This is a genomic window from Enterococcus sp. 12F9_DIV0723 (assembly GCF_002174375.1).
GTDB classification, from domain to species: Bacteria; Bacillota; Bacilli; order Lactobacillales; family Enterococcaceae; genus Enterococcus_A; species Enterococcus_A gilvus.
Genome location: NZ_NIBK01000001.1, coordinates 1,731,221 through 1,756,941 on the forward strand (window position 1 = coordinate 1,731,221; position 25,721 = coordinate 1,756,941).

24 protein-coding genes are annotated in these 25,721 nt (G+C 39.9%); 19 read left to right on the forward strand and 5 right to left on the reverse strand.

Translation table 11 applies throughout. From position 1 onward, the window contains the following. A partial coding sequence (locus A5868_RS08245; protein WP_087654147.1) for an AI-2E family transporter occupies positions 1–938 on the forward strand: 938 nt, incomplete at its 5' end. Here A5868_RS08245 and efbA read toward each other — a convergent pair. Both efbA and A5868_RS08255 read right to left on the reverse strand, forming a co-directional pair. Continuing rightward, positions 935–2,638 carry a fibronectin-binding protein EfbA gene (efbA, locus tag A5868_RS08250; protein WP_086303804.1) on the reverse strand — a complete coding sequence of 568 codons (1,704 nt, stop codon included), beginning with the start codon at positions 2,636–2,638 and terminating at the stop codon, positions 935–937. The two genes, A5868_RS08245 and efbA, sit on opposite strands and share 4 nt — an antisense overlap. 91 nt (positions 2,639–2,729) lie before the next feature. Beyond that, positions 2,730–4,397 (reverse strand): phosphoenolpyruvate carboxykinase (ATP), encoded by a 1,668-nt coding sequence (locus A5868_RS08255; protein ID WP_010780768.1) that lies wholly within the window; start codon positions 4,395–4,397, stop codon positions 2,730–2,732. A 173-nt stretch (positions 4,398–4,570) separates the two neighbouring features. On the opposite strand from A5868_RS08255, the gene A5868_RS08260 reads away from it, so the two are divergent. The 16 genes from A5868_RS08260 to A5868_RS08335 all read left to right on the forward strand — a co-directional run bounded on the left by A5868_RS08260 (position 4,571) and on the right by A5868_RS08335 (position 21,794). Next, entirely contained in the window at positions 4,571–5,131 is a 561-nt protein-coding gene (locus A5868_RS08260) for a hypothetical protein (RefSeq protein WP_010780767.1), read from the forward strand. Between the two features lie 453 nt (positions 5,132–5,584). Continuing rightward, complete coding sequence (trpX, locus tag A5868_RS08265; protein WP_086303803.1) at positions 5,585–6,598, forward strand: tryptophan ABC transporter substrate-binding protein; 1,014 nt, start codon at positions 5,585–5,587, stop codon at positions 6,596–6,598. A 4-nt stretch (positions 6,599–6,602) separates the two neighbouring features. Continuing rightward, complete coding sequence (locus A5868_RS08270) at positions 6,603–7,484, forward strand: ABC transporter permease (RefSeq protein WP_086303802.1); 882 nt, start codon at positions 6,603–6,605, stop codon at positions 7,482–7,484. A gap of 4 nt (positions 7,485–7,488) precedes the next feature. Continuing rightward, entirely contained in the window at positions 7,489–8,271 is a 783-nt protein-coding gene (locus A5868_RS08275; RefSeq protein ID WP_086303801.1) for an ABC transporter ATP-binding protein, read from the forward strand. A 477-nt stretch (positions 8,272–8,748) separates the two neighbouring features. Then, positions 8,749–9,627 carry a shikimate dehydrogenase gene (locus A5868_RS08280; protein ID WP_010780763.1) on the forward strand — a complete coding sequence of 293 codons (879 nt, stop codon included), beginning with the start codon at positions 8,749–8,751 and terminating at the stop codon, positions 9,625–9,627. Between the two features lie 21 nt (positions 9,628–9,648). Then, positions 9,649–10,689: a 3-deoxy-7-phosphoheptulonate synthase gene (aroF, locus tag A5868_RS08285; RefSeq protein WP_086303800.1), complete on the forward strand. Its 1,041-nt coding sequence runs from the start codon at positions 9,649–9,651 to the stop codon at positions 10,687–10,689. A gap of 16 nt (positions 10,690–10,705) precedes the next feature. Next, positions 10,706–11,764 (forward strand): 3-dehydroquinate synthase, encoded by a 1,059-nt coding sequence (aroB, locus tag A5868_RS08290; RefSeq protein WP_086303799.1) that lies wholly within the window; start codon positions 10,706–10,708, stop codon positions 11,762–11,764. A gap of 3 nt (positions 11,765–11,767) precedes the next feature. Further along, positions 11,768–12,928, forward strand: a complete 1,161-nt coding sequence (aroC, locus tag A5868_RS08295) for a chorismate synthase (protein ID WP_086303798.1) — start codon at positions 11,768–11,770, stop codon at positions 12,926–12,928. A 16-nt stretch (positions 12,929–12,944) separates the two neighbouring features. Then, positions 12,945–14,018 (forward strand): prephenate dehydrogenase, encoded by a 1,074-nt coding sequence (locus A5868_RS08300; RefSeq protein ID WP_086303797.1) that lies wholly within the window; start codon positions 12,945–12,947, stop codon positions 14,016–14,018. A 4-nt stretch (positions 14,019–14,022) separates the two neighbouring features. After that, complete coding sequence (gene aroA / locus A5868_RS08305) at positions 14,023–15,294, forward strand: 3-phosphoshikimate 1-carboxyvinyltransferase (RefSeq protein ID WP_086303796.1); 1,272 nt, start codon at positions 14,023–14,025, stop codon at positions 15,292–15,294. 28 nt (positions 15,295–15,322) lie between these two features. Then, complete coding sequence (locus A5868_RS08310; protein ID WP_010780757.1) at positions 15,323–15,832, forward strand: shikimate kinase; 510 nt, start codon at positions 15,323–15,325, stop codon at positions 15,830–15,832. Next, a complete protein-coding gene (gene pheA / locus A5868_RS08315) occupies positions 15,832–16,680 on the forward strand; it encodes a prephenate dehydratase (RefSeq protein WP_086303795.1) in 849 nt (282 codons plus the stop codon). The genes A5868_RS08310 and pheA overlap by 1 nt, the downstream gene beginning before the upstream one ends. A gap of 96 nt (positions 16,681–16,776) precedes the next feature. Then, positions 16,777–17,976: an LCP family protein gene (locus A5868_RS08320; RefSeq protein ID WP_086303794.1), complete on the forward strand. Its 1,200-nt coding sequence runs from the start codon at positions 16,777–16,779 to the stop codon at positions 17,974–17,976. Positions 17,977–18,055: 79 nt separating this feature from the next. Then, positions 18,056–18,901, forward strand: a complete 846-nt coding sequence (locus tag A5868_RS08325; protein ID WP_086303793.1) for a DegV family protein — start codon at positions 18,056–18,058, stop codon at positions 18,899–18,901. A 158-nt stretch (positions 18,902–19,059) separates the two neighbouring features. Beyond that, positions 19,060–19,539, forward strand: a complete 480-nt coding sequence (locus tag A5868_RS08330) for a DUF6530 family protein (protein WP_010780753.1) — start codon at positions 19,060–19,062, stop codon at positions 19,537–19,539. Between the two features lie 23 nt (positions 19,540–19,562). Continuing rightward, on the forward strand, positions 19,563–21,794 hold the full coding sequence (locus tag A5868_RS08335) for an AAA family ATPase (protein ID WP_086304439.1): 2,232 nt from the start codon (positions 19,563–19,565) through the stop codon (positions 21,792–21,794). Positions 21,795–21,853: 59 nt separating this feature from the next. On the opposite strand, the gene A5868_RS08340 is transcribed toward A5868_RS08335, so the two are convergent. The 3 genes from A5868_RS08340 to A5868_RS08350 are packed head-to-tail and all read right to left on the reverse strand — an operon-like array spanning position 21,854 to position 23,701. Beyond that, positions 21,854–22,396, reverse strand: a complete 543-nt coding sequence (locus tag A5868_RS08340; RefSeq protein ID WP_086303792.1) for a TIGR01440 family protein — start codon at positions 22,394–22,396, stop codon at positions 21,854–21,856. A gap of 16 nt (positions 22,397–22,412) precedes the next feature. After that, a complete protein-coding gene (locus A5868_RS08345; protein ID WP_086303791.1) occupies positions 22,413–22,907 on the reverse strand; it encodes an ECF transporter S component in 495 nt (164 codons plus the stop codon). After that, complete coding sequence (locus A5868_RS08350; protein WP_086303790.1) at positions 22,904–23,701, reverse strand: bifunctional hydroxymethylpyrimidine kinase/phosphomethylpyrimidine kinase; 798 nt, start codon at positions 23,699–23,701, stop codon at positions 22,904–22,906. The genes A5868_RS08345 and A5868_RS08350 overlap by 4 nt, the downstream gene beginning before the upstream one ends. A 196-nt stretch (positions 23,702–23,897) precedes the next feature. Here A5868_RS08350 and A5868_RS08355 point away from each other — a divergent pair, with 196 nt between their 5' ends. Together A5868_RS08355 and A5868_RS08360 are read left to right on the forward strand one after the other, a co-directional pair. Then, positions 23,898–24,521, forward strand: a complete 624-nt coding sequence (locus A5868_RS08355) for an NAD(P)H-binding protein (protein ID WP_086303789.1) — start codon at positions 23,898–23,900, stop codon at positions 24,519–24,521. Between the two features lie 160 nt (positions 24,522–24,681). Continuing rightward, entirely contained in the window at positions 24,682–25,302 is a 621-nt protein-coding gene (locus A5868_RS08360; protein WP_086303788.1) for a hypothetical protein, read from the forward strand. Positions 25,303–25,721: the final 419 nt, after the last annotated feature.

The following is a 25,721-nucleotide window of genomic DNA, read 5'->3' on the forward strand; positions in this document are numbered from 1 at the left end:
CTCCTATATTGCTGACATTTATTTTTACATTGATTTCTGTCAAAATCGTCAAGTTCATTCAAAGGTATATTAAATTGCCAACCTTCTTACTGGCGACGGTTCTATACATCGTAGAACTTTGGCTTTTGTATTTATTGATCTCCAGATATTCGACGATACTGATTAATCAGGTCGTATCGACATATAACTCGATCGTTCATTTTTATCAGCACAAAGATTTCGATTCGGATCTAGTGACTAATTTTATTTCTAACTATTTTAAAAATCATAATTGGCAAGACAAAGTCGAGAGTGGTGCGGGGATTATTTTAGAACAATTACAAAATGTAGGACGATTGGCAGTCGCCTTTGTCGTTTCCTTTATTTTGAGTTTTTTCTTTATGGTAGAAAAGGAAAAGACCGTATTGTTTTCAAAGAATTTTCTAAGCAGCAACTATGCGTGGTTTTTCCAAGATTTATTTTATTTTGGGAAAGTTTTTGTGAATACGTTTGGTGTCGTGCTGGAGGTACAACTACTAATAGCTATCGTTAACACCGTCATTACTACCATAGGACTGGGGTTCATTGGTTTTACTCAATTGCCAACCCTAGCAATTATGATTTTCTTTTTAAGTCTGATTCCTGTTGCAGGAGTGATTTTTTCTTGTATCCCGTTAACTCTGATTGCTTATTCAACAGGCGGTATTCAGACAGTTATCTATGTTTTAATTCTGATCGTGATCGTTCACTGCGTCGAGGCATACATCCTAAATCCGAAATTCATGTCGAGTCGGACGAAGCTGCCGATCTTCTATACGTTCGTTATTTTGCTAGTCAGTGAAAAGTTTCTTGGCGTGTGGGGGTTAATCGTAGGTATCCCGATCTTCAATTTCTTTTTAGAAATCTTAGGTGTAAAAATAGCTACCAAAAAAACAAAAAAAACGGAACAGCCGGATTAGGCTGTTCCGTTTTTTCGTAATTGTTCTACAACTTCTTCTTCAGGGGTTACGAATAAAGTTTTTTGGTTTTCATAAATGACGAATCCCGGTTTAGCACCGTTTGGTTTATGGACATGCTTGACTGCTACATAGTCTACGGGTACCTGTGCGGACTGTCGAAATTTTGAGAAGTAGGCGGCTAATTCAGCGGCCTCCAACAAGGTTTCTTCACTTGGATCTTCATTTTTTATGATGACATGGGAGCCAGGAATATTCTTTGCATGAAGCCAGATATCTGTTTTACGTGCTTGCTTCAATGTCAGTTGATCATTTTGCAGGTTGTTCTTTCCAACCAAAATCTCTGTACCATCACTCGCAACAAAGCGTTCAGGTTTTGAAGGGGACTGTTTGCGATTTTTTTTATTGCGTTTTTGCTTTAAATACCCACTGGCAATAAGTTCTTCTTTGATTACTTCGATATCCATCGGACCAGCAATTTCTAATTGTGCTAACACAGATTCAAGGTAGGCAATTTCTTCTTTCGCTTCTGCAATTTGGTCATAGATCAATTTTACTGCATTTTTTAATTTTTGGTATTTTTGGAAATATTTCTGCGCATTTTGATTAGGCGTTAATGCTGGATTCAGTTTAATAGTGATTGGGTGATTCTCTTCATAATAGTTTTCTAACTCAACGCGTTCTGCTCCACGAGGAACTTGTGACATAAAAGTCGTTAACAATTCGCCATCGCGACGAAAATCTTCCGCACTCTCAGAATCTTGAAGCGTTTTTTCGCGCTTTGCCAATTTGGTTTGATTCCGCTTGATTTCATTCTCGACTTTACGAATCAATTCATTGCCCAATTGTTTCACGCGGTCTTTTTCCGCTTTTTCTCCATAATACGTATCTAATAATTGACTCAAACTTTCATAAGTCATCGTCTCTTCAAACGTATCAAAGACAAGAGGCGCAAAGAACTCCTTGTTATTTTTAATACCAATAGTTGGAGTTAATTGTTCTTGGATCATTTGCCAAAAGTCGCTCCAAACGCCCATTTTTTCATTTTGTCGTTCTAAGAACCGAAAAGCTAATTCTTCCGCAGTATCGCGTCCTAACCCTTGGAAATTTTGCTGCAAATAACGTCCATCTAATGTTTCAGCAGTAGATAAAACGGTAAATACTTGTTCTTTAGATGCATGGAAAGGATTCAGTTGTTCTTGCTTTGGAGGTTCGATATAGTCGCTGCCTGGCAAGATAGAACGGTAGGTGTTCTGCGAATGACCAATGTGTTTAATAGCATCCAGTATTTTTCCAGTTTGCTTATTAAGCAGGACAATCGTGGAGTGACGCCCCATCAGCTCAACAATCAAAACAATATTTTGCAAATCGCCTAACTCGTCTCGCTTAGTAAAGGTAAAATGAACGACACGATCATTTTCTACTTGATGGATATCTTCTAAGATAGCACCTTCCAAATGCTTTCGCAGCATCATCACAAAATTCGGCGGATTGTCAGGATTATTATAAGCAATTTCTGTTAATTGAATACGTGCATAACTAGGATGCGCCGAAAGAAGCAAGCGTCGGTTCTTTCCCTGCGCTCGAATAACTAACACAACTTCATTTTCATACGGTTGATGGATTTTTGATATTCTTCCGGTAACGAGCTGTTCCTTTAATTCCCGTACCATAGCATGGGTAAAAACTCCGTCAAAGGACATGTTTTATCCCTCATTTCTATTCATAATATGTTCATTATAAACAAAAAAACTCCAATGACCAAACTAAGTCACTGAAGTAAGAGAAATTGAATTAAACGCTTAAGGATTCTTGGTAAATGTGTAATTCATCAAGCAACTGCAACAGCAGCTGCTCGGCTTCGTTTGGCAGACGGTCGTATCCTCCTTGATACGTTTTGCGGGACTGTACAAATGCCAATCGCGTTTCAAGTCGAGTTATCAAATGGAGCAGGTAGTGATGGCTGTTAAAATCCGGTTCATGTTTCTTCACAGGTAAGTAGGTAATTTTTTTCAACGGTCCAAACGATTTAAATTTTGCCGTACCATCAACGATTTGTTCGATACTTCCCAACGTTTCATCTGGTGTGACTTTTCGTCCTTTGAATTCTCCAGTGTTCAATATATAGCAGGCAGTTTTTTGCTTTTGGAATAAATCTTTAAAATCTTGATAATCTTCTTGTAATGGGTAGCATCTGAATGGATTAGCAAACGGTTCTATAACTAATTGATCCTTTACTTCACCGACCACATTTTCTGCCGTTGAACGTTTTGTTGCTAACGTTGCACCGAATACAGCGGCTAATGACGGATCTTCGATTTTAATCAATGGGGGAAGACTATCATCCTTCATAATCCAAAAGAGTCCGTCAACTTTTTCTTCAATATGATCCACTCGGTTCGGTGTTGCGTAACGACTCTTGATACTTCGGCCATTCCCGTTGCGGATATCTTCTGTGACTAATACTTTCTTATTCTCATCATCTAGTGTGACACCGACATTTTGCGCAGTCACAATATATTTTATCTGTTCGCTGGTCATAGGATAATCTTGTGTTTTATCAAAATAAGCTGGTTCTAAAGCAGTAGTAGAGCCTTTTTTCTTTGATATAACAAAAGCATCATCGTGCAGCACATGAACATCACCTTTGTTTTTTGGTTTCGCCAATGTGATTGTCGATTTTCCAGATCCTGATAACCCGAAAGCGGCCATCGTATATTTTTTTTCTTCTAATAAATATTGCTTCATTCCACCATGACAGGCAATAAATCCATTCCGATGAGCAGTAGCCCAGGCCAAAGTGAGCGTAGCTTTTTTCAGCTCACCAAAATAACGCAATCCCAAAATGCCGGCACAATTGTGCAAGGGATCAATAACAACAACACCGTCAGGAAAGTCTGGGTGTTTCCAATCAGGATCAGCGAAAATAAAGATGTCTCCTGTATGGATACTGTCTGATTGTTGGTAAAAAAGATGTTTTGCATCGCCGATTTGAAAATTTAACAGATAGGAGTAAAGGTTAGGGCTATATTCTTCAGGCAGCATAAGATGCGATTTGATAGTGAACTCTTCATCAAGGCCAACGATGACTTCCCCTGAATAAAATGTTTTTCTTCGCGCATTAAAAACAGCTTCTCTTAATAGCTCGCTGTAAAAAGCACTATCAATACCTTCTTGTCCAATGATACGACGAGCGGCAGCAGTCCGTCCGACGATGTTTCCATCATTTGTTACCAATACCTTTGCATCCGTGGGCAATTGAAGTCGACTCGTATAAGCGACATCCAGATCTGTCGTGATTGTTCCTGGACTAGCTTTGGCTAAAGCGTAAGCATCAGTAAGGTGACGTATTCGTGAGACATTGTTTCCATAAAATGCTGTCTCAATGACACTACGAATGCTGGAAAACAACCGATTCGATTTTGTTATCTCTTGACGTGGAAAATGTTCAATACTGCTCATCAAAAAACCTCCTTAAATAAGTTCTCATCATTATAATAGCATTAAAATAAAACACGAACAATCAATTACAGAACATGATTTAGTTGACGTAACCCTGTAAAAAATCAATTAAGTATCTTGATGGTAGCGATTTTAAGATATAAATAATATAATGATAAGAAGGAGGCGTGATTATGGACCAATATTTAACGATTGTGAAAAATAAAATACTTATATTTTGGCGAAGGTTCATAACTATCGCTTCTGAAAATGAGCGGCGCACCTTGATTATTGCTGCGAGTTTAGTAGTTTTTGTTTTTCTTTTTTCAGCCTCGGCTGTCATGGCTCAACGAACCATACGTCAAGATCAATTAGATGAGTTAGTCTTTGACTCTTTAAAATCAGACCATTTGATACCATTGAATTATCAAATGGTCGATCAAAAAATAAAAGATACAAAAGCAATCTCGATCATGTTTAGTCAGCCAAACGGGACATCCTTTGAAAATGTTATGACCGTTTTAGACGATCCCAACCAAAAGACGATGTTAAATCGTAAATTTTATTATTATCCGATTGTTTACGACAGTGAAACAATTGCTGATAAATATAATCTTGATCCACGCCAAGTAACGTTCATCTTTTTTCACAATGGCAAGGAAAAGAACCGCTTTGTTGTGGAAAGCCTGAAAGACCTAAACAATGAATTTATCCCTGAACTTAATCGATTGCCCATGTGGAATCTCAAAAGGTAAAATGAGATTTCGAATAAAATAAATGAGTTTTTTTTAATAAAAAGAGTTGACAGTCGAATTTTTATTCGATAAACTAACGTCAACACTAAAAACAAGTTCTTAAAAATGTAGAAGGAGTGACATTCATGAAACAAGTAAACTTATCTAATCAATTGAATAGCTGGCAAAACTGGCGTAGATAAGTTGTATTTATGAATTCACTCATAGATACAACGTTTAGACAACTTCTAAATTTTGTATCTATGCTGGATATTTTTCATGCTTATTCCCGCATAGAGACCATCTATGCGGTTTTTGTTTTCTTTTGACAACTACCGTGAACACTTGGGTAGTTGTCTTTTTTTGCAATTTATGTCTTTTTTCGTTTATTTCTAAGGGGAAGTTCACCTATCATTAGTAAATGAATTTCCAACATACTAATACCACTAAAAACAAAAATCGGAGGAATCAATCATGAAAAATAAGGGAATTATTGGATCAATTATCGCTTTAGCTGTTGTTTTAATCGGAGTTTTTGCTTATCAAATGGGTTCGCGTCAAACCGGTGCGGCAACTGAGCAAAAAGAAGAAGTAAAGACCGTAGGAATCTTGCAGACCATCAGTCATCCATCTTTGGATCAAATTAAGGAGGGTGTCGTAGAAGGATTAAAGCAAGAAGGGTATGAAGACGGAAAAAACATCAAGATCGAATTTCTTAATGGACAAGGAGATCAAAGTAAATTTAATAGTATGAGCCAACAATTATTAGAAAAAAAATCAGACGTCCTTGTTGGTGTGGCAACACCGGCAGCAAAAGCATTAGCTAACGCAACTTCAGATGTTCCTGTGATCATGGGAGCAATCAGCGACCCTGTCAGTGCTGGATTAGTAAAGGACTTGAAAAAGCCGGGAGGCAATGTCACTGGCGTAAACAATTTAACACCGGTCGATCAACAATTAGACATGGCTGAAGAAATGTTCCCTGATGCAAAAACAATGGGAATCGTGTATTCATCTTCGGAAGAAAATTCAAAATCGCAAGTCGCGCGTGCTGAAAAAAGAGCCACTAAAGATGGTCTAACAGTGAAAACCTATGCGATTACTTCGAGCAATGATATTTCCGCGGTAACACAACAAGCTTGCCGAGAATCTGATTTCTTATATATCCCGCAAGACAATACGATCGCCAGTGCGTTTCAGACATTGATCAGCGAATCAGACAAAACAAAAACACCCGTTTTCGTTTCAGTAGATAATATGGCTAAAGAAGGTGGGATTGCCACTGTGGGGCAAAATCAATTTGACTTAGGCGTAGAAACAGGAAAAATGGCCGCAGATGTTTTAAGTGGGAAATCCAAACCAGCAGATACACCGGTTAACGTCGTCGACTATGGAGATATGATTATTAATGAAGATAAAGCGAAAGAATTAGGAATTACCATTCCAGATAAAATCAAAGAAAAAGCAGAAGTAATTAAAGGGGAGTAGACAGATGATCATTTCAGCAATAGGACAAGGCTTTTTATGGGGGATATTAGGGTTAGGAATCTTCATGACTTACCGAATTTTAAATTTTCCAGATATGACAACAGAGGGATCATTTCCCTTAGGAGGGGCCGTCTGTGTGACAGCTATTACTAACGGCGTGTCTCCTGTATTCGCAACAATGTTAGGGATCATCGCGGGCATGTGTGCTGGATTTATCACGGGCATGCTTTATACAAAAGGAAAAATCCCAGTAATCCTAGCTGGAATTCTCGTTATGTCAGGTCTGAACTCGGTGATGCTGTTTATCATGCAAACACCGAATCTTTCATTACTAAAACAACCAAAGATCCAAGATTTCTTTACAAATCTTAACTTGCCGAATCATTTTGATATTGTCCTGTTAGGCTTGATTGCTATCTTAATTATTATTGGTTTGCTGTTGTTTTTCTTTTTTACTGATTTTGGACAAGCGTACATTGCTACTGGTGATAATGAAAACATGGCACGTTCTATCGGAATCAATACAGACCGCATGAAAGTCATTGGTTTGACGCTATCAAATGGTGTTATTGCTCTGTCTGGTGCGTTGATTGCACAAAATGACGGCTATGCAGATATCGGAAAAGGTGTCGGTGTTATCGTCATTGGTCTGGCATCAATCATTATTGGAGAAGTCCTATACGGGGAAGTAACCTTTGTTGAACGGTTGGTGGCAATCGTTTTAGGCAGCATTATTTATCAATTATTGATTTTGATTATTATCAAAGCTGGGTTGGATACGACGTATTTGAAGATTTTCTCTTCGATCATTTTAGCATTGTGCTTGATGATTCCTCGTTTAAAGGAAACGTTGAACTTGAAGACTGGATTGGAAAAGGGAGAGTAAGTGTATGAATGCTTTAGAAGTAAAAAAAGCTAGTAAAACCATTAAAAACGGGATCAACGATAAGCGTAGAATCTTAAATCATGTAGACTTAACGATTGCTCCTGGTGAATTCGTCACGGTACTCGGAGGAAATGGTGCTGGTAAAAGTACACTTTTCAATAGTATTTCTGGCAGTCTTCAATTAGATAGCGGTACCGTGTCTGTAATGGGGAAAAATTTGACTAAGCTTTCTGAAGAACAGCGGGCGACATCAATTTCCCGAGTTTTCCAAGACCCAAAAATGGGCACGGCTCCACGACTGACTGTTGCAGAAAACTTAGGATTGGCAGAAAAACGCGGACAGAAGCGGCGTCTGCGTCAACGTCAGCTCCACCAAAAGAAAGAAATGTATCAAGAGCTTTGCCGATTAGTTGGTAATGGCTTGGAAAATCATTTAGATACACCCACAGGATTTCTTTCTGGCGGGCAGCGGCAAGCGTTGAGTCTATTAATGGCAACAATTACTAAGCCAGATTTACTATTGCTTGATGAACATACAGCTGCACTTGATCCGAAAACAGCCAAACAGCTAATGCTGCTCACAGACCAGCGAATCAAAGAAGAGTATCTCACATGTCTCATGGTCACTCACAAAATGGAGGATGCTTTGCATTATGGTGACCGAGTCATTGTGATGTCAAAGGGAGAAATCATTAAAGATATCAGCGGCGACGAGAAGAAACATATGACGTTGGCCGATCTATTCCTACTTTTCGAAGAGGGTGAGACAGTAGCTGAAGTAATGTAAATAAATTTTTTTTACAGAAAAATAAAATAGTGGGTTGACTTATCAGAAAAACAAATCTATACTTAGTTCAATCTTAAATCAGTTTGGAGCGGTTTTTATGAACACAATGAAGAGTACGCACACACAACTGAATAACTATTACTTTAGCTATTTTAGATAGGTTTGTATTCATGGTTCATGGATGCAAACGACACCAGTTTGTATCTATGATGGCTAAGGATTTTAAGTTCGACTTAACGCCACATAGATGAAAATCTATAGTGGCTTTTTCTTTTGATATTTTTTGGAGGAGACTAGGCGCATTGTAGATTTTCTACAGTGGGCCTTTTTTCGACTTCTATTTTCAATAAAAGTCGAATATTTCAAAAGGCAGCTGTTAGTCCAACTTATTGCAGTTTATCCCTATTCTCTATTAGAGATAGCTACAGGTTTTACCTGGTAACAAAAAATGAAGATGAAGAAGGAGAGTGAGGAAAGATGAAAAATGAAATTTCAGGAAGAACGCGTTTATCTGGTTTGTATGCTTTGCCTGCCAGGCACAGCTTCTCACCATTGATGCATACTACAGCGTTCCAAACAACGGGGGTTGATGCCGTCTATTTAAGTTTTGATGTTCAACCAGAAAGACTGGAGCAAAGTATTCAAGCGATTCGAGATCTTGAAATGTTAGGAATCAATTTATCGATGCCTCACAAAATGGAAGCCACCAAGTATGTCGATGAGTTAAGTCAAGCCGCGCGTTTGATTGGCGCAATCAACACTATCGTAAATCAAAATGGAAAGTTGGTTGGACATATTACAGATGGGATCGGCTGTATGGAAAGCTTAAAACAGAATGGGATTGAGATCATCGGCAAAAGAATGACGATTCTGGGAGCCGGTGGCGCAGCAACTGCAATTATTACACAAGCAGCAATTGATGGCGTAAAAGCCATTGACGTATTTAATAGAAAAGATGCGTTTTATGAAAAAATAGAACCCAAGTTAGCAATGATCGCAAAAGAAACCCATTGTCAGATCCACCTGCATGACTTGGCAGATGAAAAACAACTAAGTAGCTCTTTAGCGGTCAGTGACTTATTGGTTAATGCGACAACAATTGGAATGGCTCCTGAAACAGAGCAGTCGCCACTACCTAAAGCATCGCTATTAAGACACGACTTACCTGTCTTCGATGTGATCTATCATCCAAGTGAGACTAAATTATTAAAAGATGCAAAAGAAGCTGGAGCAAAAGCAATCAACGGCTTAGACATGCTGCTATATCAGGGTGCCGCAGCTTTCAAATTATGGACAGGTAAAGAAATGCCTGTTGAAAAAATCCAACCGTTATTGGAAGAAACAATCAAAAAATAAAAAGTGAAGGAAGTTATTACGATGATTTTAATTATAAAAAAAGGAATTCAAGAGTCAGAATTGTCACCCATTTTATCCCGCATTAAAGAAGAGGGGCTAGGCGTACAAATCAATCATGGGAAAGATCGTCTAGTTTTAGGATTGTTAGGAGATCCGAAAATCATTCAAAATGTCCCTTTCCAAGCATACAGTGTTGTTGAACGGGCAGTTGCTATTTCAAATACCTACAAGCTAACATCAAGAGAATTCCACCCACAAGATACTGTTGTGGATGTCGACGGAGTAAAGATTGGTGACGGTAGTTTTGTAACAATGGCTGGTCCTTGTTCTGTTGAAGGAGAAGAACAGATCATGGAAACCGCTCGGATGGCAAAAGCTGGTGGCGCAAAAATCCTACGCGGTGGGGCATACAAACCCCGCACTTCCCCATACGCGTTCCAAGGATTGGGAGAAGAAGGTTTAAAAATCATGCGCAAAGCAGCAGATGCTCATGGGTTAAAAGTAATTACTGAAGTAATGGATGAAGCCCATATCGATGTCGTTTCTCAATACGCAGATATCATTCAAATTGGCGCAAGGAATATGCAAAATTTCCGTTTATTAGAGGCTGTTGGGAAAACAGGATTACCAATCGGGTTAAAACGCGGCATTTCAGGAACGATCCAAGAATGGTTGAATGCGGCAGAATACATCGCCGTGCAGGACAATTCGAATATCATTTTCATCGAACGAGGGATTCGTACTTACGAGACTGCCACACGAAACACATTTGACTTAAGCGCCGTTCCATTGATCAAGAAATTGAGTCATTTCCCAATCATTGTTGACCCAAGTCACGGAACGGGTGTATGGGATCTAGTTGCGCCAATGGCTCGTGCGGGGGTCGCTGCTGGAGCTGATGGTATGATCGTTGAGATTCATCCTGACCCCTTGCATGCATGGTCTGATGGCGAACAATCATTAAATGAGAAAAACTACTTAACGATGATGAGTGAAGTGGAGATTATGGTCGAAGCGATGAAAAAAATCAATGAAGGAACTAAAGAACCTTCACTTATCTAAATCGGGAGGAATTTTCATGGAAATTGTTTTGGCAGATAAAACTTATGAGATCGTCGTGAAGCGAAATGCACTAGACTCCGTTGGAGAGTGGATCGCTTCACTTTGGAAAAATAAAAAAATCGCGATTATCAGTGATGAAAATGTCTTCCCGCTATACGGAGAAAATATCCAGCAACAATTAACCGCGTATGAGGTTTGTCATTACAACGTGCCATCAGGAGAAAGCAGCAAATCGTTGGAAATGGCAACTGTCCTTTATGAATTTTTAGCGGATCATCAGTTTACTCGCAGTGATGCGATTATTGCTTTAGGAGGTGGCGTTGTCGGTGATTTAGCTGGCTTCGTCGCATCAACCTATATGCGGGGAATTGCATTTGTGCAAATTCCCACCTCTTTGTTGGCACAAGTCGATTCGAGCATTGGTGGTAAGACGGCGGTCAATTCAAGCAGAGCTAAAAATATGATCGGAACATTTGCTCAACCGGATGGTGTCTTGATTGATCCAGAAACATTATCTACTCTACCAGACGCTCGCGTACGTGAAGGGGTCGCAGAAATCATCAAATGCGGTGCGATAAGTGATGCTTCACTATGGGAAGGCCTTGAGAAACTAACAGGAATCCAAGATCTCTTAACACATAGTGAAAGCATCATCACAAAAGCACTAAATGTAAAAAAAGCAGTCGTTGAAGAAGACGAGTTTGATAATGGTTCGCGATTATTATTAAATTTCGGACACACGATTGGACACGCGATCGAAAATACTGCCGGCTATGGAAAAATCAGCCACGGTGAGGCAGTAGCGATAGGAATGGCACAGATATCACAAGTAGCTGAAAATAAAGGCTTATCACCCTTAGGTATTACTGAAAAAATCAAAGACATGAATCAAAAATACCAGTTACCTATCGCATACCAACCTTGGGAAACTGAAAAATTTTATGCTGCGATTACTCATGATAAGAAAGCACGAGGCAGTCATTTGAATATTGTTTTACTTGAAGAAATCGGAAAAGCCTACATTCAGAACATTAAGTTATCAGAAATCAAAGACTTTTTATTAGAAGGGAAGTAGTTTATGCGTTACTTAACAGCTGGAGAATCTCACGGACCAGAATTAACCACGATCATCGAAGGGGTTCCCGCAGGACTAATAGTCTCTGTTGACAAAATCAACGAAGAATTAGCGCGCAGGCAAGGCGGATACGGTCGAGGTGGACGGATGAAGATTGAAAAAGATCAAGTACGTATTACTTCCGGTGTGCGTCATGGCAAAACGTTAGGGTCGCCGATCACTATGATCGTAGAGAATCGTGACTGGAAAAATTGGCAAAAAGTAATGTCTGTGGAGGCGGTAGAAGAAAAAGCTGAAAAATTACGCAGAGTGTCAAAACCACGGCCAGGCCATGCTGATTTAGTTGGCGGGATGAAATACCACCATAGCGATTTGAGAAATGTCTTAGAGCGTTCATCCGCTCGCGAAACAACCATGCGCGTTGCAGTGGGCGCGCTGTCTAAACAAATTTTAGCAGCTGTAGATATTAATATTGCAAGTCATGTTGTAATACTTGGAGGCTTGGAAGCTTCGGTACCTGAGAATTTAAGTGTTAAAGAAATTAAAGAGAAAACGTCTGTTTCGGAAGTCAATATGGTTGATGAAACGATTGAGGAAGACGTGAAGAACTTGATTGATCAGACGAAAAAAGCAGGAGATACCATTGGCGGAGTCGTAGAGGTGCGGACAGACAATGTGCCAGCTGGGCTAGGCAGCTATGTTCAATGGGACCGCAAACTGGATGGGAAAATTGCTCAAATTATGATGAGCATCAATGCCTTTAAAGGGGTGGAATTCGGGATGGGCTTCCAAGCTGCTCGTCAGCCTGGATCAACCGTTATGGATGAAATTGTTTGGGATGAAGGATACAGTCGAACAAGCAATCATCTTGGAGGATTCGAAGGTGGGATGACTAACGGGGAACAGATTATCGTTCGTGGGGTCATGAAGCCGATCCCGACATTGTACAAGCCATTGATGAGTGTAGACATCGATACGAAGGAACCCTATAAAGCAAGCGTTGAGCGCTCTGACAGCACGGCCGTTCCAGCAGCTTCAGTTGTTGCAGAACATGTCGTTGCCACAGTTCTAGCTCAAGAAATTTTAGAAAAATTTTCATCTGATACAATGGATGAATTAAAACAAGCAGTGGCAGAATACCGTGAAGCAGTTAAAAATTTTTAAGGAAGAGGGGACGTCTATGAGAAAAAAAGTGTTCGTCTTAGGACTAGGATTAATCGGCGCGTCCCTTTGCAAAGCAATCAAGAATCCGTCGATCGAGTTATACGGATGGGATTACTCAGAAGAAACTCGAGAGATTGCTCGCAAAGTTGGGTTGGTTGATCACATTGCTTCTATTAAAAGAGCATCTGAGATGGATATCATTATCTTAGCCGTCCCGATTTTATCTACCTTGCATTACTTACATGAATTAGCACGTTTGCCATTAAAAAAATCTGTCATCGTAACAGATACTGGCAGTACAAAACATGAAGTAATGAAGCTAGCTAAAACGCTCCCTTTTACTTTTATTGGCGGGCATCCTATGGCGGGCTCGCATAAATCAGGTGTAAAAGCAGGCAATCCAAATCTCTTTGAAGAAGCTTACTATATTTTGACACCAGCAGAAGGAACAAATGTTGAACCATTGATGGAGGTACTACAACCGACTCGAGCAAAATTTGTTGTGATCGAACCTGACTCTCATGATGAGATCGTTGGCGTATTGAGCCACTTGCCTCATATCGTGGCATCAGGTTTGGTGAGAATGAGTGATCAATTATCTGACAACCATCCTCGAGCAACACAACTTGCTGCAGGCGGTTTTCGAGATATCACACGAATTGCTTCCTCAGATCCACAAATGTGGACCGATATTTTACTGACCAACCGCTCTACCTTGTTGGACTTGCTGACTGGTTGGCAAGAGGAAATGTCTCAGATACAAAAAAGTTTAATAGAAGAAGACCAGCCAGCAATTTATGACTTCTTCAGCCAAGCGAAACAATCCCGAGATACGTTACCAACAAAAAATCAGGGTGTTATTCCAGCATTCTATGATCTTTATATCGATATTCCTGATATTGCTGGGGCAATTGCGAAGGTAATGACAATCATCAGCGAGGCAGATATCTCAATTATCAACTTGAAGATTCAAGAAACACGGGAAGATATTTTTGGCGTTTTAGAATTATCCTTTAAAAATCAAAAAGACTTGGAAAAAGGGCAAAGATTAATTGAACAAGCAGATTTTCGTTGTCGCAGAAGGAGCTAAACAAATGAAACTACTGAAAACAAAAGCAGGCTTAAAGGGGACGATAACTGTCCCCGCAGACAAATCGATCTCTCATCGCAGTATCATGTTTGGAGCGATTAGTCATGGGAAAACAACGATCCACAACTTTTTGAGGGCAGAGGATTGTATGAGTACTGTCGCCGTTTTCAAAGAACTGGGTGTTAAGATTAGAGAAGTTGGACAAGATATTCATGTTGAAGGTGTCGGCTTTCAACAGCTAAAAGCACCGAATAAAAACTTAGATGCTGGAAATTCCGGCACAACGATGCGTTTAGTCTTAGGTATTTTAGCGGGTCAGCCTTTTCACTCACAAATATCTGGAGATGCTTCGCTGAATCGGCGCCCGATGGAACGTGTCATGGGGCCTCTTAGATCAATGGGAGGGGAGCTGCAAGGACAAGAAGGCAGTGAATTTCCACCTATTGATATACAAGGGAAAAAGCTATCATCGATTACCTATGAAATGCCGATTGCTAGTGCGCAAGTAAAATCCGCGATCCTTTTTGCAGCACTACAAGCAACGGGAACAACAAAGATTATTGAGAAAGAAAAATCACGAAACCACACTGAAGAAATGATCAAACAATTTGGTGGCACTATTTCTGTTAATGATAAAACGATCACTGTACCCGGTGGACAACAGCTTACAGGACAAGAAGTAACTGTCCCAGGAGATATTTCATCAGCAGCTTTCTACCTTGTGGCAGCCAGTTTGATAGCCGACAGTGACCTTCATTTAAAGCATGTTGGAGTCAATCCTACTCGTACAGGAATTTTAGATGTTTTAAAAGAAATGGGAGCAGATATCGTAGAAACAGCGATTGATCAAAAAAATCAAGCGGCAGACTTGGCAATTAAAGCAGCACCGCTAAAGGGTGTTGCAATCGGTGGCGAGATCATTCCTCGATTGATTGATGAATTGCCGATTATTGCTTTAGCAGCAACTCAAGCACAGGGAACGACTGTCATTCGCGATGCGCAAGAACTAAAAGTGAAAGAAACAAATCGTATTGATGCGACTGCCCAAGAGTTGAATAAATTAGGAGCTAATGTAGAGCCTACAGAGGATGGTTTGATTATTCATGGGCCAACCAAATTACATGGCGGTGTTGTAGATAGTCACGGAGATCATCGGATTGGAATGATGCTTCAAATCGCTGCGTTATTAACAGAAGAGACTGTTGAATTAACCAATCCAGAAGCAATCAATATTTCTTATCCAAACTTCTTCACTGATCTAGCGTCTTTAATTTAACCTTTTCTATGATTAGAAAAAATGTCTAATGGAATCAATCGTCTTAATCGGCTTCATGGGAGCTGGAAAAACTACTATTAGTAAAGAACTTGCCGCTACGTTAAATGCCCGTGTGGTGGATATGGATGATGTGTTAGTTGAACGGATCGGTCAGCCAATCAGCGATTATTTTGATGAACATGGGGAAACATCTTTCCGACAACACGAAACCAATCTCTTAAAAGAAGCATTAAATGAAGAATCCATTATCGCTACAGGTGGAGGCGTCATTTTGCAAAAAGAAAATCAGCATGTGTTATCAGATAAGCTAGTCGTTTACTTAAAGGCAGATGCCAATGTATTAGTCCAACGTATTCGGGAAGACAAAGTAAATGTCCGTCCATTGGCGATCAAGAACGATGATGGTGACTTAAAGCGCCTATTCTTCTCTAGAGAGAAATTATACGAGAAATTGGCGAAGATCACAGTAGATACTTCTCAGAAATTACCTGCGGAAATCGTCAATGAAATTATCCATCAGGTAGAGGTCGCTTCCTAATGAAAGTTGGCTATTTAGGACCGCGCGGCTCATTTACCTACAGTGCGGCTGTCAATTTTTTTAAGGAAGAGACATTGCTTCCTTACGAATCGTTGACTGCATTATTAGAAGCACAGCGAAAAGGATCTTTGGATTATTGTGTGGTACCGATCGAAAATACGATTGAGGGGTCGGTGCTGCCAACATTAGATGTGATCTTCCAAACGTTGCCGACGATTCAAGCGGAAATAGTCTTACCGATTCAGCAGCAGCTGATGGTTCATCCTGCGCATAAAAATGCCTGGCGAGAAATAGAACTGATTTGCAGCCACCAGCAGGCATTGGCGCAATCACAAGTTTTTATAATGAATCATTTTCCGACAGTTGATATCGAGCAAATTGGCTCCACTGCGCAAGGCGCTCAGAAAGTTGCAGAGAACCCTGATAAAAAATATGCAGCTATTGGGCCCAAAGCAGCAGCAGAGCAATTCGGATTAGTCGTTGTTCAAGAAAACGTGCAATCAATCAGTGAAAATGAAACGCGTTTTTGGGTACTTGGCGAAAACGCATTGTCTAGCATATTACCAAAAGGTCCAAATAAGGCGACGATACTTTTCGATTTAGCTTCAGACCATCCTGGGGCTTTGTATCAATGCCTAGAAATTTTTGCTGCTGAAGAAATCAATCTAACAAAAATCGAATCCCGTACACAAAAAACAAAATTGGGTGAATATTTTTTCATCATCGATTTCGTAACTCCAAAAGAACCAAAATTGACTAATGTACTGGAAAAGCTAGCGAGGCAGCAGTTTAAAGTGACGCTGATTGGCGACTATCCGACGTACCTTCCAAAAGTTAGAAAATCTTAGTAGTTAAGGTTTTCTAATTTTTTTTGAGAAAAATAAGACAAAGCGTAGAGGATTTGCTATTTTTATACTAATAGTAATGAGATGAAGAGGTGCGTTATGAGCCGAATGGACAAATATAAAAAGATTCACGATGAAAGTCAAAAGGAAGAGAAAAAACCTTTGGGCTTTCGTCGTGAGGTTAAAAAGGACCACCCCGTCGAATCGAACCGGTCCGATCATCAAGAAACCTTCAATGAGGAACCCCAAAACTCCTCTTATACACCTGAGGAGGAGTTTTATTACGAAGACCGTTATCAAGAGCCTAAAAAGAAACGATTGAGTATTAAATTTCCGACGGTGAAAAATCCTTTCAAACGTAAACAAAAATATCCAACAGATTCCTATGAACATCAGTCAAAGAAGAAGAAAAGAAAAAGCTGGCGTCGTATCGTTGTCATTCTTTTAGTTGCTATTTTAGGTTATTCTGTTGTTGCTTTTGGCGTAGGAAATTTTGCCGCAACGCATGATTCTTCCATGCCGAAAATGGATACACAGGAATTTCATGGTGCGACTTCGGAAAATGGAAAGAAAAATATTTTGCTCTTAGGCAGTGACACACGTGATAACATCAGTGGGCGTTCTGACTCCATGATGGTTCTGCAATTGGGTGGTTGGGGAAAGCCTAAACTAGTCTCCTTCATGAGAGATATGTACGTGGACATTCCCGGAGTCGGTCAAAATAAATTAAATGCCGCTTATGCTTATGGCGGAGCCGATCTGGTCCGACAAACTTTAAAGCAAAATTTTGGAATTGACTGCCGCTATTATGCCATGGTTGATTTTCAGACTTTTGAAAAAGGCGTAGATGCGCTATTTCCTCGTGGTGTATCCATTGATGCCGAAAAAGATATGAGCTCCTATATTGATGCGCCCATTAGTAAAGGACCTCAACGAATGGACGGGCATACACTGCTAAATTATGCGCGTTTCCGTATGGACGAAGAGGGAGATTTTGGCCGTGTCCGCAGGCAACAGCAGGTTATGCAATCTGTCTTTGGTCAAGTAGCTAATCCGTTAGTTTTATTACGTGGACCATACGCTGCAGGGAAAATTTGGGGATATTTATCAACAGATATGTCAAATACGTTTGTGTTGGGAAATCTCTTTAATTTCGCGAAGGCTATTGCCGGAATTGATCGGTTGACGCTGCCCGTCGATGGCTCATGGTCTTACATAGATACGAGCAACGCTGGAAGTGCGTTAGCTGTCGATACCGCTGTAAATGCGCAAAAGGCTCAGGAGTTTTTAGGTAAGTAACACAATTCTAATTCCAATGAAACTGAGAGTATGCTATATTATAATTATTGTAAATTTTGATTGAAACGAGGAAACGATTATGAAATTAGCGATCGTGACAGATAGTACCGCCTATCTGAATGAACGCATCCGCAATCATAAAGACTTATTTGTTATCCCGATTCCTGTCATTATTGACGGGCAGCCTTTTGAAGAAGGCATTGATATCGGCTACGAAGAGTTTTATCAAAAATTAAAAAGCAGCAGAGATTTTCCTAAAACTTCGCAACCTGTTTTGGGAGAAGTTTATGAATTATACCGCTCCATAAAAGAACAAGGCTATGATACAGTTATTAGTATTCATTTATCTGAAGGGATTTCAGGCTTTGTCCGTACATTGACCGCAATCAAAGAAGATATTAAAGGTCTGCAAGTTATTCCTTATGATTCAAAAATCACCAGTGTTCCAATGGGTTATATGGTGGAAAAAGCGCTGGAAATGAGCGATAATGGCGAATCTTTGGAGGAAACACTGCGAGCAATCGATGAGATCCGCGACACGACCAACGCTTATATTATCGTGGATGATTTAGACAATCTAGTTCGTGGCGGACGCCTAACGAATGGTGCGGCGATCATTGGTGGATTATTAAAAATCAAACCGATCCTGACTTTTGAAGATGGAAAAATCGTTCTTGCTGAAAAAATTCGCTCTTTGAAAAAAGCCTTACAACGTACAGAAGAGATCATTGAAGAACGACGTCAAGAAAATGGAAAAGAGCTACGTATTTTCGTGATCCACGGGAATAACCCCGAGTTCGCACAACAAGAATATGAAAAACTTTGTCAGAAATATCCTGAAGCAAGTATTGATATCGGTACATTTGGGCCGGTAATCGGGACTCATTTAGGAGATAAGGCTATTGCCCTTGGCGTAGCGAAATAGCGATCAACTCACTAACTTTGTTTAGTGAGTTTTTTTACAGCCAGTAAGCAAGTGTTTGAATGTAAGTTAGTTGCAAAAATGAGAAGAATTGCGTATTCTGGCATCATTAGTAGTTTAGTAATTTACTAAACGAGTACTTATCGTGAGGAGGATATCGTATGAAAATACCAACAAATTTGAAGCATAAACCTGTTTTTCTCGTGGAGGATTACGATAAAATAGATGGACACAATGCCTGGGACAGTGATGCCAAGGGTCTTACATTAGGATTGGCACAGTGGAACGACCGTGGTCGCGTGGATATCTCAGGGAAAGTCTGGCGTCACACAGGGGAAAAATGGTCACGTCAATCAGAAGAATTACCTATTACCCGTATATTAGACCTGGCTATCTTAGTTGCTCAATCCAGCATTTATCTTCAGGATGCGTATCGCTATGAAAAATTTTATGATCCAGAAAATCCAAAAGTAGAGATTCTTGGACTTCAAGGCGGACGAATGGAAGTAAAAGTGGATACTGAAAATCCTAAAATTGATGAAGACATCGTCTTATTCAATGACACGATGAACAAAGACGGCGACCTGATAGCTCAACGTTATCGTACATTGAAACGTTTATTAGACGAATTGGGTTACTAAATCAAACAATGAGGTGAGTTATGATGGAAATGCCTTTTGTAATAACAGAAGGACGGAGATTCACTAAAGTCGAAAAGCAAATGATCTGGCGCAAACCAGCCAGTCATAAAACTAGCCAAGAAGAACTGCGAATTGCTTCGGAAATCAAGCTGAACTGGCTTGACCCTGAAATGAAAATTATGAATGTTTTGTTAGAAGGAGATGCGGGTTCTGGTAAAACACAGCTTGCACGCGCGCTTTCGGATGATTTGCAGTTGCCTTACACAAAAGTAACTTGTTTTGCGGATATGGATAAGACAGATGTTTTCGGTGCCTTGTTGCCTGTTGTGAGAAGTGATGATGAGGACGATCAAGAGTTGTTAGAAGCAATTTATCAAACGGATTCGTTGCAAGAAGTATTGTCTGTCATTGAAAAACATTTTCAAATTGACAGCGATCAAGCAAGAGCGCGATTAAGTACATTGATTGAACGAATAGATCATGTAGAGAGCTCGACCACTGTGGAGTACAAATTTTATCCTTCTGAGATCGTTCGTGCGATGCAAAAAGGCTATTTGTTAGAAATTCAAGAACCGACAGTGATACGGGATGCTTCTGTGCTAGTCGCTTTAAATTCCGCATTAGAGCCAAATGGGCTATTGAATATTCCTACAGGGATCATTCGCAGACACTCCGATTGTGTTGTCGTTATTACCACAAATCGAAATTATCAAGGAAATCGTCCATTAAATGAATCACTAAGAGACCGAATGCAACACGCAGAAAAAATGGATCTGCCGTCCATTGAGGTAATGATTACGCGGGCGATCGCCAAAACCAATTTCGCAGACCAGGATTATTTAGAAATTATGGCGGAAATCATTCGCTTGCTAGATGAAACAGCAAAGGCGAATGCAATCAAAGGCGTCGCGGGTATGCGCTCTTATTTCTTTTGGGTCAATAGCTTAAAACAAGGACAAGATCCATTAGAAAGTATTTTTCCAAAAGTACTTTACAAATTAACAACGGACGAAACAGAGTTAAAAATTTTACAAGAGGCCTTGGAACAAAGCAGACTTTTAACAGAACTGCAGCAAGTTAAGAATCAAAAAAAATTGACAAAAGGGCGAAAAATCAGTCAATCCGAAGCGGAACAACGAAATATTTTAGAAGAAGCGGAAGAGGCAACACTGACAAGTGAGCCTACAGAAGCTTCACTTCCTAAAGAGCTGGAAATAGAGGAAGCGGAAGAAATAGCTTCTATTGAAAAAGAGCAACCAGAGGCAGGAACGATCGCCGAAGAGGCTGAACGTGAGGATGCGGAAGCCCAAAGTACAACTGCTTCAATGGATGAGGAAGAAAAAATAGGTTCTGCAATGTCGCTTGAAGAAATAGCAGAGATTGATAAGAATAAACGTAAAGAACTAAATCGTGAGATTCGTGAAAGTTTGAAAGAGACAATCCACGCAAAAGAAGGAACGATTCTTCACCGCCCAGCAATCAATCAGGAAGCGATCCAACAAGGACAAGAATTAACGAAACAGGTCTTGCCTGAAGTCGATAGCCTCAGCCGTGTAATCAATGATTTATTAAATAAAGAGGTCAGCAATGATTATGCTAGCAACAAGTATTATGGGTCGCGATTCAACGCTAGCCACGTGGCTTATGGTGATTTACGTAATTTTGATAAGAAGAATCCTCCAAATGAGCAGCCTTCGTTGGCTTTAGCGGTCAGAGTAGACGAATCGGGATCAATGATGCGTGATGACCGGATCGAAAATGCGAAGTTGGCTGCTGTAGCTCTAAGTCTTTTCGCTGAAAGAACGAAGATTCCTTTGATGCTCTATGGTGATTCGGCAGACCTTAGTCAACGAGAAAAAACATCCATTTATTCATACAAAGAGTTTGATGATGGCTATGACTTTATGGCCGCTAAAATTTCCACTATGAAGCCGCGGCAAAACAACCGCGATGGTGTCCCTTTAAAAGTATTAGCAGAAAAATTAAGTCACCAATCTGCCGATACAAAAGTGCTACTCTCAATCAGTGATGGGCAACCGAAAGCATTGCCTGATTATACAGGAAATAAAGCGAAGCAGGATATTCAAGACGTATTAGACGACTATGAACGAAAGGGCATCTTATTCATTGCCTGTGCGATAGGAGAAGACAAGGAACAATTAAGAGATCTGTACGGCGACAATCATTTCGTCGATATTTCTGATATTTCGACATTGCCGCAACAACTTCTTCAATTGATCGCCCGATTTGTATAATAAAAAAATAACACAACGAGTCCCTAATTCACTCGTTGTGTTATTTTTGATGTTGCGGCTTATTCATAAGTGGCACGTGGCCCACCAATATACTTAGGTCGACTCCGCAAAGCTGTCACATGCGCACCGCCTAATTCCTTAATCGATGGACGAACAGGAACTTGTACGTATTTTACATGCATGCCGATAGAGGTGTCGCCAATGTCGATTCCTGCTTGTGCAACGATGTGCTCCACTTCAACCGGGTCATTGAATTGCTCGAAAGCAGCGACAGAACAAGAGCCGCCAGCATGCAATGCCGGCTTAACTGAAACGATCTCCCAATCTTTTCTATCGGCAAGCGCACGCTCGACAACCACCGATCGATTAATATGTTCGCAGCCTTGCACCGCTAAATAAATTTCCTTAGGATCAAGAACTTCTTTTAAAGCTTCAATGACCCATTGGCCCACTTCTTGGCTTGAGTTCTTTCCAATTGTTCCGCCAACGATCTCGCTTGTAGTACAGCCTAGCACGAAGGTATCGCCAGCTCTTAGATTCGCAGCATCAAGCACATCATTGGTAATTGTCTTCAGTTGCTGTTGAATACTTTCTTTTTCCATTTTAGATAACTTCTTTCTATTTAAATTGAGGATGACGCAAGACTCTTTGTAAGGCATGGTAAAGGGGAACCGTCACTGCAATACCGAAGATATTCTGAATACTATTTCCTGGTATCGAAGCCAATCCAGCAGGCCAGCCAAATAAGAGAGCCGTAGCGAACGCGTAGCCAGCAATCATAAATACGCTCGCCAATAAAAATCCAATTGCAAAGCTTTTTTTACTCGGGTATTTATTATAGAGGTACCCTAAGATAAATCCTTGAAGACCGTGAATAATAATTGAAAAAATTGCCCACTCTGGATAACCTGAAATCATGTCGATCATACCACCGCTCAGGGCGCCAACTAGAAAACCGCCACTCGGTCCGAAAAGCAAGGCAGAAGCATAAATTCCCACCTCACAAAATGTCACAAATCCCTTTGTAGCAGGAATTGGAATGATGAATAGTAGTGAGAGAGTGACCGTCAATGCAATCATCATCGCAAGCTTAGTGAGCTCTTTTGTTTTCATGTGAAGACCTCCGTTTCAATGCGCTCTCCGAACCAGACATTTCCTTCACCGTTTTTTAGGGGGAGGCCTTTTTTGATTCCTCGATACACATAGTCTTTGCTATTTTCAATCGCTTCGATCATTGGTTTACCTGACACTAAATTCGCTGTGATGGCAGAGGCTAATGTACACCCGGCGCCATTAATAGTCGGAGTGATTAATTTAGGTTTAGTGAAGGAATGGAATTCATTTCCATCATAAAATAAATCTGACGCAAACGCTCCAGAAAAACGTTCACCGCCTTTGATTACCACTGAAGGTGCACCTAAGGAAAGAATTTTTTTTGCTGCATGCTTCATATCCTCCAAGGTTCGAATGGTTTGCTGACTCAATAGTTCTGCTTCCTTCAAATTCGGCGTAACAATGGAGGCAAAAGGGAAGAGCTCGATTAACTTCGCTCGATAACTGCCATTGTAAACATCGTCGGTTTCCTTAAAAGCCATTACAGGGTCTAAAACAATTGGTCCATCGAAGGTACGCAGATAAGTCTTCACGATTTCTAAAGATTCTAACTGGTGAACTAGACCAACTTTCACCCCGTTCAATGCAACGTTTTTTTCTATTGACTGTAACTGATCACGGAGCAACTCAGATGGCAGATCATTTATCTCAAAGTGCCCATCTTTTTCGACGGCTATACAAGTGATCGCTGTCAACCCAAATAGCTGGTAATTTTCAAATGTCTTTAGATCAGATTGTAAGCCGCCGCCAGCTAACGTGTCTGACCCTGCAATAGTCAACACGGTTTTTGTCATAGAATAGCTCCTTATGTTTTTTGTCATTATTTGTATGCCGCTTAAAGGGACATCTTTAATGATTTCAATTATAAAGGGGTGAGGATAAAAATAAACAGCCAATTGGTTGTTTATTGTCTCATCCAATTTTAAGTGTAAATAGTTGTTCCGCGAAAAGAAATACGTTAGCATGTGGATGAGAAAGGGGATCATGTTTATGAAAATATTTGTAGCTGGCGCCACTGGAAGAGTTGGCGAAGAATTAATCAACTATTTAGTGAAACAAGGACACTTTATTTATGCGGGGGCACGTCATGAGGAAACGCTTGATGACAGCACTTCTGTAAAACCCGTTCATTTAGATTTACACGGTAGTGTTGATGAAATCGGCGATACGCTGGGAGATGCAGAAGCCGTCTATTTCGTTGCTGGATCACGAGGAAAGGATCTGCTTCAAACTGATTTATACGGCGCTGTAAAATTAATGCAAGCCGTAGAGCAAAAGGGAATCAAACGCTACATTCATTTGAGTTCGCTTTTCGCTTTGCAACCTGACAAATGGAGCGGTTCATTGACTGACTATAATATCTCAAAATTCTTCTCTGACCACTGGTTGATCGACAATACAAACTTGAACTACACGATTTTACAACCAGGCAGCTTAAAAGAAATTCCTGGCAGCGGAAAAATAACTACCGATGTCAAAGAAGTAACCGAAAACGCCATTGAAAATGTATCGGCGGTTTTAGCAGAGTTGCTTGAAAAAGAAAACACCTTTAAAAAAGTAATTTTGATGGGGGACGGAAACACACCCATTAAAGAAGCCATCGAATCATTATAAAGAAATAAAACCACTTAGACGGAACGCCTATCTGAGTGGTTTTCTCTTTGCATTATTCAGACGAGGCGAAAAATATTAAATAATTTCTTAGTTTTTCTATTAACTTAATGATAAAATAGAGACTGCTAAAACTAGAATTCGTTGATTAAGGAGAGGCCTTATGAATCTTCAACATATCCATGATTCCACGATCGAAGAGGGGGTTCAAATGATTCGAAAAAGAAAAATTGCGAAATACTATATGAAGGAACAGGGCTTTTCTAAAAAAGAAGCCTACGAGACAGCGAAAAAAACACAACCTGAATTTGTTCAAGCACGCAATACATACCTTGCTTTGTTCAATGAAGCCAAGCCTTTGTTCGCTGATCGAAGCAGAAAAGAAAAAGCGTTGAGAGTTTATCAAGTTTTCAGTACAATCGCTTTGATTTGTTTTGTTCTATGGTTATTCAATAATGGCTATATAAACGGCTCCAGTGTGACAGATAATTTTTTATTGATCGGTTTAGTTATTAACCTGGCAATAGCAAGCTATTTTGATGAAAAGGTTACTGAACGTATCCATATAAAGAAGACCACCGAGCTGTTGAAACATGCTCCCGAGGCAATAGATAAGTTGGCACAGGTCGAAGAAATCAAGCGCACCATTTTTCGGGCTGAGTATCGAGGAATCAAACTTGTCCAACAGCAAAAGGAAGAAGCAGCGGAACATCCAGTGGAAGAACAGCCAAAAATACTTTCAATAGAAAATATAAGAGCCTTACGCTCAAAAATAAAAAAATAGCCAATTGCGCAGAATGAACGCGTAGATGGCTATTTTTGTTTTGCCATTTTGAGAACTAATATAAGCAAACATGCAGAGAATTTGTTTTAAATTTCACATGACGGCAAAATCTTAACTCAAGAATTTTCATGATGCGATCTAATCTAAAATAAATGGCATTATCAAAATGATCAACGATCACTTTAAAAAATAAGTAAATGAATCAAAGATAAAAATGATTTGATAATAAAAAATCCGCCAACGAATTAAATGTCGATCGAATCTAAATAGAGTCATTTAGAAAAATCTAGTAATAAGAAGTAAAAAATGATTGAAACTTAAAAAATGCATGTAAAAACTCAAAAGAAGACTAAAATGATCTGGAGTCGGAAATCGATTGAATCAGGAGCTTAATTAGATATGAACTGATAGTTTTATAC

What these genes read in the sequence shown, in the direction of transcription:
- A5868_RS08300 (WP_086303797.1), top strand. Translation starts at nt 12,945, where the DNA reads ATGAGAAAAAAAGTGTTCGTCTTAGGACTAGGATTAATCGGCGCGTCC.
- trpX (WP_086303803.1), top strand. Translation starts at nt 5,585, where the DNA reads ATGAAAAATAAGGGAATTATTGGATCAATTATCGCTTTAGCTGTTGTT.
- A5868_RS08340 (WP_086303792.1), bottom strand. Translation starts at nt 22,396, where the DNA reads ATGGAAAAAGAAAGTATTCAACAGCAACTGAAGACAATTACCAATGAT.
- A5868_RS08330 (WP_010780753.1), top strand. Translation starts at nt 19,060, where the DNA reads ATGAAAATACCAACAAATTTGAAGCATAAACCTGTTTTTCTCGTGGAG.
- aroC (WP_086303798.1), top strand. Translation starts at nt 11,768, where the DNA reads ATGCGTTACTTAACAGCTGGAGAATCTCACGGACCAGAATTAACCACG.
- A5868_RS08275 (WP_086303801.1), top strand. Translation starts at nt 7,489, where the DNA reads ATGAATGCTTTAGAAGTAAAAAAAGCTAGTAAAACCATTAAAAACGGG.
- A5868_RS08280 (WP_010780763.1), top strand. Translation starts at nt 8,749, where the DNA reads ATGAAAAATGAAATTTCAGGAAGAACGCGTTTATCTGGTTTGTATGCT.
- pheA (WP_086303795.1), top strand. Translation starts at nt 15,832, where the DNA reads ATGAAAGTTGGCTATTTAGGACCGCGCGGCTCATTTACCTACAGTGCG.
- A5868_RS08310 (WP_010780757.1), top strand. Translation starts at nt 15,323, where the DNA reads ATGGAATCAATCGTCTTAATCGGCTTCATGGGAGCTGGAAAAACTACT.
- A5868_RS08360 (WP_086303788.1), top strand. Translation starts at nt 24,682, where the DNA reads ATGAATCTTCAACATATCCATGATTCCACGATCGAAGAGGGGGTTCAA.
- aroB (WP_086303799.1), top strand. Translation starts at nt 10,706, where the DNA reads ATGGAAATTGTTTTGGCAGATAAAACTTATGAGATCGTCGTGAAGCGA.
- aroA (WP_086303796.1), top strand. Translation starts at nt 14,023, where the DNA reads ATGAAACTACTGAAAACAAAAGCAGGCTTAAAGGGGACGATAACTGTC.
- aroF (WP_086303800.1), top strand. Translation starts at nt 9,649, where the DNA reads ATGATTTTAATTATAAAAAAAGGAATTCAAGAGTCAGAATTGTCACCC.
- A5868_RS08350 (WP_086303790.1), bottom strand. Translation starts at nt 23,701, where the DNA reads ATGACAAAAACCGTGTTGACTATTGCAGGGTCAGACACGTTAGCTGGC.
- efbA (WP_086303804.1), bottom strand. Translation starts at nt 2,638, where the DNA reads ATGTCCTTTGACGGAGTTTTTACCCATGCTATGGTACGGGAATTAAAG.
- A5868_RS08355 (WP_086303789.1), top strand. Translation starts at nt 23,898, where the DNA reads ATGAAAATATTTGTAGCTGGCGCCACTGGAAGAGTTGGCGAAGAATTA.
- A5868_RS08255 (WP_010780768.1), bottom strand. Translation starts at nt 4,397, where the DNA reads ATGAGCAGTATTGAACATTTTCCACGTCAAGAGATAACAAAATCGAAT.
- A5868_RS08335 (WP_086304439.1), top strand. Translation starts at nt 19,563, where the DNA reads ATGGAAATGCCTTTTGTAATAACAGAAGGACGGAGATTCACTAAAGTC.
- A5868_RS08320 (WP_086303794.1), top strand. Translation starts at nt 16,777, where the DNA reads ATGAGCCGAATGGACAAATATAAAAAGATTCACGATGAAAGTCAAAAG.
- A5868_RS08260 (WP_010780767.1), top strand. Translation starts at nt 4,571, where the DNA reads ATGGACCAATATTTAACGATTGTGAAAAATAAAATACTTATATTTTGG.
- A5868_RS08270 (WP_086303802.1), top strand. Translation starts at nt 6,603, where the DNA reads ATGATCATTTCAGCAATAGGACAAGGCTTTTTATGGGGGATATTAGGG.
- A5868_RS08325 (WP_086303793.1), top strand. Translation starts at nt 18,056, where the DNA reads ATGAAATTAGCGATCGTGACAGATAGTACCGCCTATCTGAATGAACGC.
- A5868_RS08345 (WP_086303791.1), bottom strand. Translation starts at nt 22,907, where the DNA reads ATGAAAACAAAAGAGCTCACTAAGCTTGCGATGATGATTGCATTGACG.